The following is a 13,592-nucleotide window of genomic DNA, read 5'->3' on the forward strand; positions in this document are numbered from 1 at the left end:
CCTCCCAAAAGAACCTGTGAGCAGACGTTCGCTCACTGGAACTGAGTGGTTACACTATTGCCTCGCATGGGCCTGTCCACCTGCAAGTGGCTCAGCGCGTGCTTTCCGCAGATTGCACCGTGATCTGATCGCCCTCGGTCGCTGTCTGGATAATCCGGCGTTCGTCTCCTTCGAGAACAAGCGCGGTAAGGACGCCTGAGCGGAACGCTCCTGTATCGACGCCAATTCGGTTACCGCAATCCATAACGGTGTCGAAGATTGTGTGGCCGTGCACCACCACCTTTTCCAAGGGGCCTTCGTGGCTGAGGAAGCGGTCACGGATCCAGAACAGATCGCTGCGCTTTTGTGCATCCAGCGGCTGCGATGGATCGATTCCAGCATGCACGAAAACATAATCGCCAGCGATGATCATCTCTTCAAAAGATTCGATATAGTCCCGCTCGGACTGGGGCACGATCTGGGGAAGCAATGCGTGCATCTCGTCCAGCGTCATGGCGTTGAACTGTTTCTTGGATATCCCGTAGCTCAGGATGGTTTCGCGTCCGCCATGCTTTAAGAAATGCCGCAGGATATCCGGCTTTTCGAAAGACTGCAGAAACATCTCTTCATGATTGCCTGCAAGAACGCGAACATTGCGCTTCTTCTGCCATTTGCGAGTGCGCTCAATAACACCTGCACTATCAGGGCCGCGGTCGACCAAATCGCCCAGCAGAACGACGCGCGTATCCGCCGGTTTCGCGCCAGCGTCGTCTTCCTCGATCGCATCGATCAAAGCTGTGTACTGATCCAGGCAGCCATGGATGTCGCCAATCACATAATACCGCGTGCCATCGGGAACGCTGGGTAGCTGCGGGCGAGAACGCGGTGCGAAGATTTTGCTAAGTTTGTTCAGCATGACTCGGTTTTTGAATTGGCACAGCCATCATCGCCATAAGGATGTGACCGACCGAAATAGAGCGACCTTTGGTATTTCGAGATTTGCCCTCGACATAGACACGGCTCGGCTGAACCGCAAATGACGTATTTAGGCCGCCGAAACTGATGCAGAAATCACACAATCACGCGGTCCATAGTTCGGCGACGTAATTTCTCTTGTGCGCTGCATCAAATTTGTGCACGATTGTTTCGCATTTGGATGAGATCATCGACTAAAATGATGACCAGCGAATGTGCAGGTGGGACGAGGCAACAACAAAACTAAGGAAGTTGTAATGCTCACGTCCATCCGCGGTCTAACGGCCGCTACTCTCTCTGCGGGTATCCTCCTCTCTGCGGCACCCGCGCTCGCCTCTGACACAGTTTCTGATGAGGCAAACACTTTAATCGAACCCAGTGACGTTGAATTCAGTGATGAGCTGCTTGCGGCTGCTGCTGAACTGGATGTAGCCGAAACTGGTCTTGTTCTGACCCCTGCAACTGAACGCGCTAGCGCTCCAATTGCAGAAGGCGAAATCAGCAACATTCAAGGCGGAGAAGATGCGTCAAGTCCGCTGACGTTCTCTGCCAATGTGGCTTTCGCTATTGAATACCGTTTCCGCGGTGTTGCGCTGACTGATGGCAACTTTGCTGTACAAGGCGGCTTTGACCTCGCACATGACTCAGGCCTCTATGTCGGTACTTGGGCATCGAACCTTGACGAACAAACGGTTGGATATGGTTCAACCGAAGTCGACCTTTATGGCGGTTGGAGCGGTGATCTTACCGACGGCATCTCTGCTGATGTTGGCGGTATCTTCTACCTTTACCCTGATGCTGGCACCGGTGATTTCGATTATTACGAATTCTATGGCTCGCTTAGCTTCGGCCTCGGCCCGGCTTCTGTAACCGGCGGTGTCGCATACGCGCCCGATCAAGATTCGCTGGGCGGAACCGACAATCTGTACATTTATGGCGATGTCAGTTTCGGTATTCCGGACACTCCGATCACATTGAACGGCCATGTTGGTTATACTGACGGTTTCCTGACCTTCACGACCGATAGCGAAGCAATCGATTGGTCGGTTAGCGCAGATTTGGCGGTTGGCCCGGTCACGTTCAGCGCGGCCTATGTCGGTGTTGAAGGCGATGTTCTCGTCGATCCGACTGGCACGTTCACCGACGATGCATTCGTCGCTACTGTGAGCGCCAGCTTCTAAACAGTTGCACCGTCGCAGGAGCGAACGCCCTATCCGCGCATAAGCGGAATAGCGGGACCTCTAAAGAGACGCGGGATCGGAAACGGTCCCGCGTCTTTTCTTTTAGTCGAGGCTGAAATTGACGGTCGTGACGACGCGGACCTTTTTATACGGGCTGTCTGACTTGCCCCAACCGCCGCCATCACCGTCACGTGCCTCGATCGAGAAATAACCTTGCGTGGCATCCTTGATCGCGCCGACACCTGCGCCGGAATCCTGCGCAAATTGCTGCGCCGATGCGCGCGCATTTTTCGTCGCCTCTGCGACCATTTCCGGTTTGATGTCGTTGAGGCCTGTGAAGGTGTAACTCATCCCCGAGCCTTCTTCGAGGAACACACCGCGGCTCACCAGATCGAATTGCTGGGCAACTGCTTTTTGGGCCCGTTCTATATCTTGAGTTCTGAGCGAAAGCCGCTGGCGGACGGTGTAGGTCGTAACACCGCGATTGGTATAGCTAGCGACGTTTGCGCCCGTCGGTTGCAGCGCATCGTCGGGAAAGCCGAGGCCGTCGAAGAACGCTTCAATCGCTTGGGTATCGCTGCGGACCTTGCCTTGGGCCTCGCCCAGATCAGTGGCGCTCGCGGAATACGAAATCGTCCATGTTGCCAGATCGGCGGTGACATCACGCTCTGCCAATCCGCGCACGGTCACTGATCGTTCTGCTTCCTTCGCGCGAAGCAAGCCATCGCCCAGCAAATAACCGCCAACGATCATACCGATAGAGGCAATTGCGGCCGTGCCGAACCAGCGTGTCGTTGTCGCGCTAAGACTGCTCTTGCGTGATGGTGCCACGGGCTCCATGTCTGATTGTGTAGTTGTAGTGTCTCCGTTCATCACATCCTCCTAGTCGCTAAACCTACGATGAGTTGTGTGTCTCTGTCGATGAACCGAGTTTGAATTGCTGCGAGATGAACCCGAGGAAGTACAAATGGTCAAATATCTTCACACAATGATCCGTGTGACCGATCCCGATGCGACGGTGGATTTTTTCAAACTGATCGGTTTGGAAGAAGTGCGCCGATTTGATGTCGAAGCGGGGCGCTTCACACTTATTTTTCTCGCCGCTCCCGGACAGGATGGAGTCGCAGAGGTTGAGTTGACATATAACTGGCCGCCTGAAGATGGCAGTGCGCCAGAAACCTATGATGGTGGGCGTAATTTTGGCCATCTCGCTTACCGTGTCGACAATATATATGACACTTGCCAGAGGCTTTCCGATGCGGGCCACATCATCCACCGCCCGCCGCGCGATGGTCATATGGCGTTCGTCAAATCACCAGATGGGATTTCGATCGAATTGCTTCAGGAAGGCAATCTTGAACCGAAAAAACCATGGGCCAGCATGGAAAACACTGGCAGCTGGTAAGCCTCTTATAGCTGTGAACTGACGAAAAAGGGCGAAAGCCCGTTTTCGATCAGCGCAGCGGATCATCGGGATAGGGATCGATCGGCTGATCGCCTTGGTCGTCGCATTCTTCATCGGGATGCGTTGTCGTCAGCCTAAGGATAACAAAGCCGAGGATCGCGGAGATCGCGGACCCAAGCAGGATGCCAATTTTTGCTTCTTCGACGAAAGCGGGTTGATCCGGGAATGCCAGGCCACCGATGAAAATGCTCATGGTGAAACCGATGCCGCACAGGATCGAAACCCCCCATATTTCCGGCCAGCTCGCGCCTTCAGGGCGTTTGGCAAAGCCTGTCTTGTCGGCAATCCAAACCACCGTGAATATGCCAAGCTGCTTGCCGACAACAAGTCCAGCAGCCACAGCGAGCGGCAGCGCCGCGATCAATGCCTCTGGCCCCATACCGGCAAGCGATACGCCCGCATTTGCAAACCCGAATACGGGCACAATCAAATAGGCGCTCCATGGTGCAATGCTATGTTCGAGCCGTTCGAGCATCGAGTTGCCGTCTTTGCGGTGAAGCGGGATAGTGAGCGCGGCAACAACGCCTGCAATCGTGGCGTGGACGCCGGAGTTGAGAGCGCAATACCAAAGCGCTACTGCGAGCAAGATATAAGGCCAGAAAACCGACACCCGCATTCGGTTTAGTGCGAACATCAGACCGAAGACGACAAGCCCGGCCAGAAGCCATTCGGCATATAGAGACTTTGTGTAAAACAAAGCGATGACAACCACGGCCCCGATGTCATCAACGATAGCGACGGTTAGCAAAAACAGTCTCAGCGAAGCGGGAACGCGGCTGCCCAGCAGACCGAGCACGCCCATCGCAAAAGCAATATCGGTGGCAGCAGGAATTGCCCAGCCGCCGGTATATTCGCCGCCGCCGGTCACGGCCATGTAAACACCCGCTGGAACCAGCATGCCCGCCGCTGCGGCGAGCATCGGCAGGCGCCGGGCCGCAGGATCGGCAAGCTGGCCAGAAACAACCTCGCGTTTCACTTCCAATCCGACGACAAAGAAGAAAATCGCCATCAAACCGTCATTGATCCAATAGTGCAGATCTTTCAGTTTTGCGATCGGGGTCCACGACAGCTCTCCGTAGAACAGCTCACGATATTCGTTCGCATATGCGGAGTTCGCCGCGAGCATTGCTGCGGCAGCCACAATGATCAACAAGATGCCGGCAGACGCATCGCCAACGAAAAGCGCGCGGACCGGGGCAAAGATTCTGCGAAACGGTTTTGCGAGTGGAGGATTAGTATCAGACATGTTGCGCGTTCTCTTTGAGAAAACTTGAACCGGTTGCAAGGCCTATCAGAGCGCGTTAGTCTCTTTTTCTATCTGGGGTGGGGGTCGCCTTGACAGTATTTGGGTTTGATGCGTGGCAATGGCTGGCTTTGTTTCAGCTGGAATTGCTGTTGTTTGCCGGGGTCTTCTTTCTGATTGGTGCGGCGGACGACCTCGCTATTGATCTGACATGGATATGGCTGAAGCTGACGGGCCGTGCGAAAACCCGCGAAGTCGACCGGGCCGCGATGCAAGCGAAAAAGCTGCATGGATCAGCGGCTATCTTTATTCCTGCATGGCACGAGGCCAATGTAATCGGCGATACGATACGCCACGCTCTGTTAAGCTGGCCGCAGAAAAATCTGCGATTGTATGTTGGCTGTTACCGCAATGATCCGGCAACGATCACTGCAGCGATGGCGGCAGCGCAAGGCGACGCTCGGTTCAGGATTGTCATCCATGATCGGTCCGGGCCCAGCACAAAAGCCGATTGCCTGAACCGGTTGCACGAAGCCATGCGCGATGATGAACGGCGCAGCGGTACGCGCTTTTCGTTGGCCGTATTCCATGATGCGGAAGACCTGGTCGATCCGGCCGGACTGGCTCTGCTAGATCAGGCAATCGCCAAAGGCGCAGATTTCGCGCAATTGCCGGTTGAAGCTCTCCCGCAAGAACAGAGCCGCTGGCTGGGTAGCCACTATTGCGAAGAATTTGCCGAAGCCCATGCAAAGTCCATGGTGGTGCGCGATGCATTGGGTGCAGCGCTACCCGCGGCCGGGGTTGGCTGTGCCGTGTCGCGCAAGGCATTGTCCGAACTTTCACGCGGCCGGGTCGGAGCGAAGCCTTTCCGCGAAGATTCGCTGACGGAGGATTATGAACTGGGCCTCGCAGTCGCTCAATCGGGAGGCACATGCCGGTTTGTCCGCGCTCGCGGGAGCGACGGTCTCTTGATCGCAACTCGCGCCTATTTCCCTGCCAAGCTTGACGAGGTTGTTCGGCAAAAGACCCGCTGGGTGCACGGTATTGCTTTGCAAGGTTGGGACCGGATCGGCTGGGGAAGCAGTCTGATCGAGGTGTGGATGCGCGCTCGTGACCGCCGCGGACCAATGACGGCTTTCCTGCTCCTGATTGGCTACACGGTGCTTGCGCTAACGGCGCTTGGATGGGCTGCTATTGGACTCGGATATGGCGAGCCAGTGGCTCTCTCTCCAGTTCTGAAATGGCTTTTGATCGCCAACTTTGCCGCGTTTCTTTGGCGGGCCCTATCGCGGTTTGCCTTTACAGCGCGCGAGTACGGGGTGGCGGAGGGCCTACGAGCGCTTTTGCGTATCCCGCTGACTAATATCATCTCTATCATGGCGGGGCGCAGGGCGATATTTGCCTATGCGAAGACTTTGATGGGAAGCGCGATTGTGTGGGACAAAACACCGCACACAACGCATCCTGCGCGAATGCCTCCTGCTGGATCGGGTCTACAATGATTGCGCGCAGCGAACCGACGAGCCGCGGAGCCCCGCTGGCAATGCTGGTACTTGTCCTAGCGGTTTGGGCCGGAGGCAGGGCGATGAGCTGGGAGAATCCATTCCCTGCGATCAAAGACCTCACTGGATCGGATAGCTTTCTCGCGAAGAATGACGCGTCGGACGGACAAAGCGAAGAAGCAAACTCCTCTGCATATACGCCAGATGCGTTGTCGAGCTCTCAGCAACTTACGCGACCACTGACCCAAGAAACTGCGCCCTTCTTTGCGGTCTTGGGAACTGCCACCGCTGCGCCGCGAGACTGGCTGAAGCCGCGCCAGGCTTTCGGGCACCAGACTTTGTGGGCGCAGGCCATGTCTACGCGGCTGTCTTATCGCCAAGAGGCTGCATATACCCGCCAAAGGCCAATGCGGATATCGGGTGTTACTCCGCTTTCGCCGCCGCTTGACGATGCGAAACCTCTAGGGCGGTGGAGTTTCGATACGTGGGGGTTTTGGCGGCAAGGGTCCGGCTCAACCGCGATCTCTCAAGGCCGCGTACCGATTTATGGTGCCAGCCAAATCGGCGCCAATCTTCAATACCGGATCGCGCCATCGTCCAGCCACGACCCACGTCTTTATGCGAGGGCTTACCGCGCTCTCGTTACCAATGGGGAAACCGAGTTCGCTGTCGGTGCCTCGGCTAGGCCAATCGGCTCTCTCCCAATCCGTTTCGCTGCAGAATGGCGCGTAACCGAAAGACTGTCTGGTGCTGAGCTTCGTCCGGCAGTTTTGGCAACAACCGAGCTGCCGCCTCAAAAGCTGCCAGCGAATTTCCGCCTCGAAGCTTACGGCGGGGCTGGCTATGTCGGCGGCGATGGAGCGACAGCGTTCGTAGACGGTCAGGCGGCTGTGACCCGCGAACTTGTGAAGTTCGAAGGGCCATCTGACACGGGCGCACGGCTCAGCGTCGGTGCAGGCGCTTGGGGCGGGGCGCAGAACGATGCGAGCCGGGTTGATGTCGGCCCGACAATGCGGCTCGATTTAACCTTGGGCGAAGTGCCAGCGCGCCTGTCGGTCGACTGGCGCGAGCGCGTTGGCGGGGATGCTTCGCCAGATTCAGGAATTGCTGCGACTCTTTCGACACGTTTCTGATTGACGGGGATCACCGGAGAACTGCGTCTATCATCAAAGCCCCGCGTGGAGTAACGCTGCGAGTATGGACGTTTATCTACCCATTGCGAATCTATCGGTGAACGGATTGTTCATCGTGCTGCTGGGCGGATTGACGGGTATTTTGTCCGGATTGTTCGGAGTGGGCGGCGGGTTTCTGACGACGCCCCTGCTCATTTTTTATGGCATTCCCCCCACTGTTGCAGCGGCCTCTGCAGCGACACAGGTGACCGGAGCAAGCGTTTCCGGTGTGCTCGCCCATTCCAAAAGAAACGGTGTCGATTACCGGATGGGGGCCGTGATGGTCGGCGGCGGCATCGTGGGCGCATTGATCGGTGCATTGCTGTTCAACGTGCTGGAGGCGCTAGGCCAGATCGATGTCGTCATTAGCATTCTCTACGTCGTACTGCTTGGATCAATCGGAACGCTAATGATGCGCGAAGCGGCTACTGCCCTGCGGCCAGGCGCGGAGACCGCCGGTTCCCAGCCGCGCAAGCGCCGCCATCACCCACTCGTAGCCGGCCTTCCTTTCCGGTGGCGCTTCTACCGTTCGGGACTGTATATTTCGCCGCTCGCGCCTTTGATCCTTGGTACTCTTGTAGGTGTCCTCACGATGTTGATGGGCGTCGGAGGCGGCTTCTTGCTCGTTCCAGCGATGCTGTACCTTCTCGGCATGAGCGGCAATGTTGTCGTTGGTACATCCCTGTTCCAAATCCTGTTTGTGACGATGGTCACGACGATGACCCACGCTTTGACGACCAAAGCGGTTGATATTGTTTTGGCGGGCTTGTTGCTGCTGGGGTCTGTGTTAGGCGCACAGTTCGGTACGCAGATTGCGATGAAGGCGCGGCCCGAAGTTCTGCGGCTTGTGCTTGCCGCAATCGTGCTCTTGGTCGCGCTGCGGATGCTTTACGGGTTGGGCGTACAGCCTGATGAAATCTACACAGTCAGTCCGCTGTGATGCACAGTCCGTTTGAGCGCGCTCTGAAATTTGGGTTTCTCGGTCTCGCGGTGCTTTCGCTTTCCGCGCAGCGAGAACCAGTTTTGGTGCCCGAAGTTAGCCAGTCGCGGATCGAAGTGCGTCAAGGTTTCACCGGTGCAAACCTGCTTCTTTACGGAGCTGTGATTGATCCGGTGGGCGGTCGTGAACGAACGCAATATGACATTGTCGTGGTCCTGAAAGGCCCTGCGGAACCGGTCCGTCTTCGCGAGAAAGATCGAATTGCAGGTATCTGGATGAATGCTGGATCCAGCGATTTTCGATCTGTGCCTTCCTTTTTCGCGGTCGCTTCTTCACGGCCGGTTGACGAAATCGTCGATGAAAGGACAGCGGCGATTTATGAACTCGGCACAGACTTCATCCAGCTCAGCCCGAGCGGAGAGATCGAACCCGAAGAACAAAATCGATTTGCCGCTGGTTTGGTCGATATGCGCCAGCGGGCGGGGCTCTACAAAGTTGATCCTGATGGAGTGCGCATAAGCGAAGGTGTGCTCTATCAGGCAAGGATCGCATTGCCCTCCAATGTGATCACAGGTCCGTACACAGCCGAAACTTTTGCCATTGCCGAAGGGCGTGTGCTTGCCAGTGCGACTGCCGAGATTGAGGTCGCAAAAGTTGGGCTGGAGGGACAGGTTGTGAACGCGGCGGAGCGCTCCTCCTTGCTGTATGGTCTTGTGGCGATCATCCTGTCTTTGGGCATGGGGTTAATTGCAGGCCGCTATTTTAATAGGTCGTGATTCAGTCCTGTGCGGGTTCGTTGACGCGAAATTAACCGAGCATCGGTATTCACCCGACTTCATAATTCTGCCGGAAATTTGACGTTTTCGGCGCGCGATTTTGTAGTCAGGGAAACGCCGACAATGAACGACATGGCCAACCAGAATTTTGCCAACGGCGCATCAGGTGCTTCTCCGAGCGCGAATTCTGCGCATGTTGACGAGACTGACAATTCGCGCTTGCCAATCGGCGTGGTGCTGGAAATTTCCGGCTCTGGCTCGCAAATTGCCCTCGATCTGCCGCGCCTTAACGAATGTATGGAAGACGATGATCCGTCTATCCAACTCGCGGGCCAGGTTGGCAGCCAGATCAAAATTCGTGTTGGCAATGCCTGGCTGCTTGCCAGCGTTCGTGACCAGCGCAAGGATCGCCGCAGCGAAAGCGGCATCATCGCGCATATCGACTTTCTTGGCGAGGGCAGCGAGGAAAAGCTTACCGGTCGCATCAACGGTTTCAAACGCGGTGTGACCCGCTATCCGGTCCCTGGTGCGATGGTTTATCCGGCTAGTACGCAAGACCTCGAACAAATCTACGCCAGCGATGGCCGTGCCAATATCACCATCGGGAAAGTCTTTCCGACCAAAGACATCCGCGCGGGCCTTTATATCGATGCGATGCTGGGTAAGCATTTTGCGCTGCTCGGATCGACCGGTACCGGTAAATCGACCAGCGCCTCGCTGATCCTTCACCGTATTTGCGAAGCCGCGCCAAACGGCCACATTGTCATGATCGATCCGCACGGCGAGTATTCCGCCGCATTTCGTCAAACGGGTCAGATTCTAGACGTTTCGAACCTGCAAATGCCGTATTGGCTGATGAATTTCGAAGAACACTGCGAAGTGCTGCTCTCGGGTTCCGGCGATGAGCGTCAGACGGATTCCGATATCCTCGCCAAATGTCTGCTCGCCGCGCGTGCCAAGAACCGTCTGGCGGAAACCATGGGCAAGATTACCGTGGACTCGCCGATCCCGTATCTCCTTTCCGATCTTTCCAACATTATTCAGGATCAGATGGGCAAGCTGGACAAGGCGACATCCTCTGCGCCGTTTATGCGGATCAAGGGTAAGCTCGACGAGATGAAGGCCGATCCGCGCTATCAATTCATGTTCTCCGGCATGCTTGTCGGCGATACGATGGCTGATTTTATCTCGAAGGTCTTCCGGATGCCGGGCGATGGTAAGCCGATCTCGATCATCGACGTTTCGGGCGTTCCATCAGACATCACCTCGACCGTCGTTGCTGTCCTTTCTCGGCTCGTGTTCGACTTTGCGATCTGGGGGCGCGAAGAGAGCACCCGTCCGATCCTGCTCGTGTGTGAGGAAGCCCACCGCTACGTGCCGAGCGAGAAGAACGCAGACGGTTCATCAGTCGGCAAAATTCTTAGCCGGATTGCCAAGGAAGGCCGTAAATACGGCATTTCGCTTGGCCTGATTACCCAGCGTCCCTCCGACCTTGCCGAGGGTGTTCTCTCGCAGTGCGGCACCATCATTTCGATGCGTCTCAACAACGAGCGTGACCAAGCGTTTGTGCGGGCCGCGATGCCCGAGGGCGCACGCGGTTTCCTCGATTCAATTCCGGCGCTCCGTAACCGCGAATGCATTGTCTGCGGCGAGGGCGTTGCCATCCCGATCCGTGTGACCTTCGACAACCTCGAGGAGCACAAACGACCAGCGTCTGAAGATCCCAGCTTTGTCGAGCTTTGGAACGGCAGCGGCGGTGAGGAAGAGCGCGTTGAACGCACCGTTCTGCGCTGGCGCAGTCAGGGATAGAGGCTTTGTTTTTCGCACGCCATCCGGCGTGCGATTTCCTCGCATAAGCTCGGGCGCGCGGTCGCGCTTGCGACGCCTGCGGCGTCGATTGCTACAACACTGATTACTTGTTTGCGGAGCTCGGTCGCGCAGCGCCGGATGGCGCGCGCATACTCAACTCCCACGCGTATCGCCATACAGGTGGATATGCATTCGGTCTGACATTCTGAACCCGTGCTCCAGGCACAGGCCGCTGAGCCATTTTTCCCGCTCGCGCAGGGTCTCGCTGTCGGTTCCTTCGGGCATGAGGAACACGCGGCCGGGAATGAACCGGTATGTGCGCTGCAATTTCAGCACTTCTTCGACATCGGATGGCTCGGCGATCACGAATTTGAAATACGCACGCGGGTCGCAGGCGTAGAAATCAAGCCGTTCGGGGATCAGCGCGAGGTCGGCGGCATTGCCGCTATGCGCCAGTTTCGGGCTGACATTGTATTGATCGACGCGGATATCGACGTGGCTTGGCGCTTTCGTTGTGCCGTTGGTTTCAATCTCGACGCTGATATCGGGCAGGTGCCCCAGCATATCGGCGAGCGCGCCGCCTTGCATCAAAGGCTCGCCGCCGGTGATAACGAGCCGGTTCTGTCCCAGAGCCGCGATCCGCTCCGCCGCGTCCTTCGGATCAAGCGATACCTGATTGGCCTTGCGATCAAAGGTAACCCCATCGCGGTGCGCGCGCTCGTCGCCATCAAAGTGCCACGTATAGGCCGTGTCGCACCACGTGCAGGCGAGGTTGCAGCGAGACAGCCGCACAAATGCAACTGGCACACCCGCGCTTGGCCCTTCGCCCTGCAGCGAGGCGAAAATCTCCGGTCCGCCGGTATCGTCAGTGGCGAGGACTAAAGCCATTTTGGCATTCTCCAATTCGAAACGCTGTAGGAGACGGGTGACATATTCTCCAACATGTCATGCGTGTCCTACAGGCCCAAACCCGCAGGAATGAGCCATTTCCGCCATGTAGGGCACACCTGACAACTCTCCAACTTTTTCGCGGTTTTGCATGGCCCAACATTACCCCGCCTTAGAACGAAGCGCGGAAGTAGGAAATCGCCGCGCGCACAAGATGCTAAGCCCAGCCCGCCGGATCAAGCGCGAGCAGCTTTGCCAGCTCGCGATAGAGCGCCGGCTTTTCGCGCTTTAGCTTTTTGGGCTTTTCGAAGAACGTCACGATTGCCTCGGCGAAAAACTCTTCATGATTTGTCGCGCCATAGGGATCGATCAACGTGTCGCTCCCGACTTCGACGCTTTCCACATGGTCGTGATAGGAATCCAGCATGACTCGCTCCCAACCGGCATAGGCCTGCCCCTTGCGCAGGATCGGGATGCCGTTGGTTTGGCCGGAGAGACCGTCCAGTTGGTGCGCGAATTCGTGGATCACCACATTGTGCCCGTCCTCCGCATCTAGGCCGCCATGCAGGGCATGGTCCCATGACAGTATGACCGGCCCGCGCGCCCAACTTTCGCCAAGCGTCACGTTTCTGTTCTGATTGACGATATAGCCATCATGGTTGTCGCGGTGGGTGAGGAAGGCGGACGGATAGATCAGCACATTGCGCAGCGTATCGTACCAGACCGGGCTGTTGACGATCAGAAGACACGCCTGAGCCGCAATGGAAAGCCGCATCGCCTCACTGACTTCAACACCGTTCTGTCCGCGAAAGGTGACTTGATCGAGGAACAGGTTGATCTTCCCCTCCAGCGATTTGCGCAGATCATCGGGTAACCGGCGGACCAGCGGGACCAGCCGTTCCACCACCGCGCGCTGTTCTGGTGTAAGCGGCGTCGCGAGAAGCGCAGCGCGTTTTTGGTGCTTCGCGCGGCGGCGATACAGAAACCACGCCGTTATTGTGAGCGGGATTATGAGAACGAGCCAAAGCGTCATGACTTAAAGGTAAGATCGAGTGCTGCGTTTTGGTAGGGTGCGCTGTGAGGTGAAAATCGGACCGTTGGCTAACGACCCAATTGTTGACATGGGACAGCTCAAAAGAAGCGGCTGTCCTGCAGGTAAATCGCGTCGACGATTGAAAATACCTGCTTAGCTAGAGGTGAGCCTATTACATCGCGTCGCGGCGCCCTTCTAGCGACCAAGTCAACATCGGCGAACCTGTCATCCGCATCAATGACCATCAGTGAAGGCGTGGTGTCTTCGAGTTGGCGATGAATCAATGCGACGCCCAACCGATCATTTGGGCCGGTACCATCGCCCCATTCACCGAGAACGAGGTCGAGATTTGCTCCCGGCTCCCCAAGATGCCCGACGGCCCAATGCATCCAGTATGCTGCGACGCTAGGGCCACCATGTTGATGAACCATACCCCAGACGCAACGGCTTTCGTTTCCACAACAATCGCAATGGCCGCTACTTTCGCCCATCGTTTCAACTTCTAACGCGGTGAGGTCGGCATTAGACATCATAACTTGGAACGTAACCTCGCCGATGTCAGCTTTCTACCCCAAATTCGGTCGTCGTAGGACAACCCTGCCTCACACCAAAGCTGACGCTTGGCGTGC

13 protein-coding genes are annotated in these 13,592 nt (G+C 56.7%); 7 read left to right on the top strand and 6 right to left on the bottom strand.

Annotated elements, in window-relative coordinates:
• Window positions 1-91 precede the first annotated feature (91 nt).
• Window positions 92-895, bottom strand: a complete 804-nt coding sequence (locus tag KCG46_RS06385) for a metallophosphoesterase family protein (RefSeq protein WP_218404445.1) — start codon at window positions 893-895, stop codon at window positions 92-94.
• Window positions 896-1,211: 316 nt separating this feature from the next.
• On the opposite strand from KCG46_RS06385, the gene KCG46_RS06390 reads away from it, so the two are divergent.
• Complete coding sequence (locus KCG46_RS06390; protein WP_218404446.1) at window positions 1,212-2,135, top strand: TorF family putative porin; 924 nt, start codon at window positions 1,212-1,214, stop codon at window positions 2,133-2,135.
• A 102-nt stretch (window positions 2,136-2,237) separates the two neighbouring features.
• On the opposite strand, the gene KCG46_RS06395 is transcribed toward KCG46_RS06390, so the two are convergent.
• On the bottom strand, window positions 2,238-2,888 hold the full coding sequence (locus KCG46_RS06395) for an SIMPL domain-containing protein (RefSeq protein ID WP_255551926.1): 651 nt from the start codon (window positions 2,886-2,888) through the stop codon (window positions 2,238-2,240).
• A gap of 214 nt (window positions 2,889-3,102) precedes the next feature.
• Between KCG46_RS06395 and KCG46_RS06400 the strand changes: the two genes are divergently transcribed.
• Complete coding sequence (locus KCG46_RS06400) at window positions 3,103-3,540, top strand: VOC family protein (protein WP_218404447.1); 438 nt, start codon at window positions 3,103-3,105, stop codon at window positions 3,538-3,540.
• Between the two features lie 49 nt (window positions 3,541-3,589).
• Here the strand turns inward: KCG46_RS06400 and nhaA are convergent, their stop codons facing one another.
• Window positions 3,590-4,846 carry a Na+/H+ antiporter NhaA gene (nhaA, locus tag KCG46_RS06405; RefSeq protein ID WP_218404448.1) on the bottom strand — a complete coding sequence of 419 codons (1,257 nt, stop codon included), beginning with the start codon at window positions 4,844-4,846 and terminating at the stop codon, window positions 3,590-3,592.
• A gap of 89 nt (window positions 4,847-4,935) precedes the next feature.
• Between nhaA and KCG46_RS06410 the strand changes: the two genes are divergently transcribed.
• The 5 genes from KCG46_RS06410 to KCG46_RS06430 all read left to right on the top strand — a co-directional run bounded on the left by KCG46_RS06410 (window position 4,936) and on the right by KCG46_RS06430 (window position 11,042).
• Window positions 4,936-6,345 carry a glycosyl transferase family protein gene (locus tag KCG46_RS06410; RefSeq protein WP_218404449.1) on the top strand — a complete coding sequence of 470 codons (1,410 nt, stop codon included), beginning with the start codon at window positions 4,936-4,938 and terminating at the stop codon, window positions 6,343-6,345.
• A 41-nt stretch (window positions 6,346-6,386) separates the two neighbouring features.
• On the top strand, window positions 6,387-7,478 hold the full coding sequence (locus tag KCG46_RS06415) for a hypothetical protein (RefSeq protein ID WP_218404450.1): 1,092 nt from the start codon (window positions 6,387-6,389) through the stop codon (window positions 7,476-7,478).
• Between the two features lie 64 nt (window positions 7,479-7,542).
• Entirely contained in the window at window positions 7,543-8,457 is a 915-nt protein-coding gene (locus KCG46_RS06420; RefSeq protein WP_218404451.1) for a sulfite exporter TauE/SafE family protein, read from the top strand.
• The gene (locus KCG46_RS06425) at window positions 8,457-9,233 is read left to right on the top strand and encodes a TIGR02186 family protein (RefSeq protein ID WP_218404452.1); all 777 of its coding nucleotides are present in this window, start codon (window positions 8,457-8,459) and stop codon (window positions 9,231-9,233) included. Before KCG46_RS06420 ends, KCG46_RS06425 begins: the two co-directional genes overlap by 1 nt.
• A 132-nt stretch (window positions 9,234-9,365) precedes the next feature.
• Window positions 9,366-11,042, top strand: coding sequence for an ATP-binding protein (locus KCG46_RS06430; RefSeq protein WP_439648834.1), 1,677 nt, complete (start codon window positions 9,366-9,368; stop codon window positions 11,040-11,042).
• Window positions 11,043-11,195: 153 nt separating this feature from the next.
• On the opposite strand, the gene KCG46_RS06435 is transcribed toward KCG46_RS06430, so the two are convergent.
• The 3 genes from KCG46_RS06435 to KCG46_RS06445 form a co-directional block, all read right to left on the bottom strand.
• Window positions 11,196-11,930: a 7-carboxy-7-deazaguanine synthase QueE gene (locus KCG46_RS06435; protein ID WP_218404454.1), complete on the bottom strand. Its 735-nt coding sequence runs from the start codon at window positions 11,928-11,930 to the stop codon at window positions 11,196-11,198.
• A 217-nt stretch (window positions 11,931-12,147) separates the two neighbouring features.
• Window positions 12,148-12,963, bottom strand: a complete 816-nt coding sequence (locus KCG46_RS06440; RefSeq protein WP_218404455.1) for a M90 family metallopeptidase — start codon at window positions 12,961-12,963, stop codon at window positions 12,148-12,150.
• A gap of 98 nt (window positions 12,964-13,061) precedes the next feature.
• Window positions 13,062-13,496: a hypothetical protein gene (locus KCG46_RS06445; RefSeq protein WP_218404456.1), complete on the bottom strand. Its 435-nt coding sequence runs from the start codon at window positions 13,494-13,496 to the stop codon at window positions 13,062-13,064.
• Window positions 13,497-13,592 lie beyond the last annotated feature (96 nt).

Origin of the sequence: Erythrobacter crassostreae, assembly GCF_019204045.1 — a bacterium.
GTDB lineage: Bacteria > Pseudomonadota > Alphaproteobacteria > Sphingomonadales > Sphingomonadaceae > Erythrobacter > Erythrobacter crassostreae.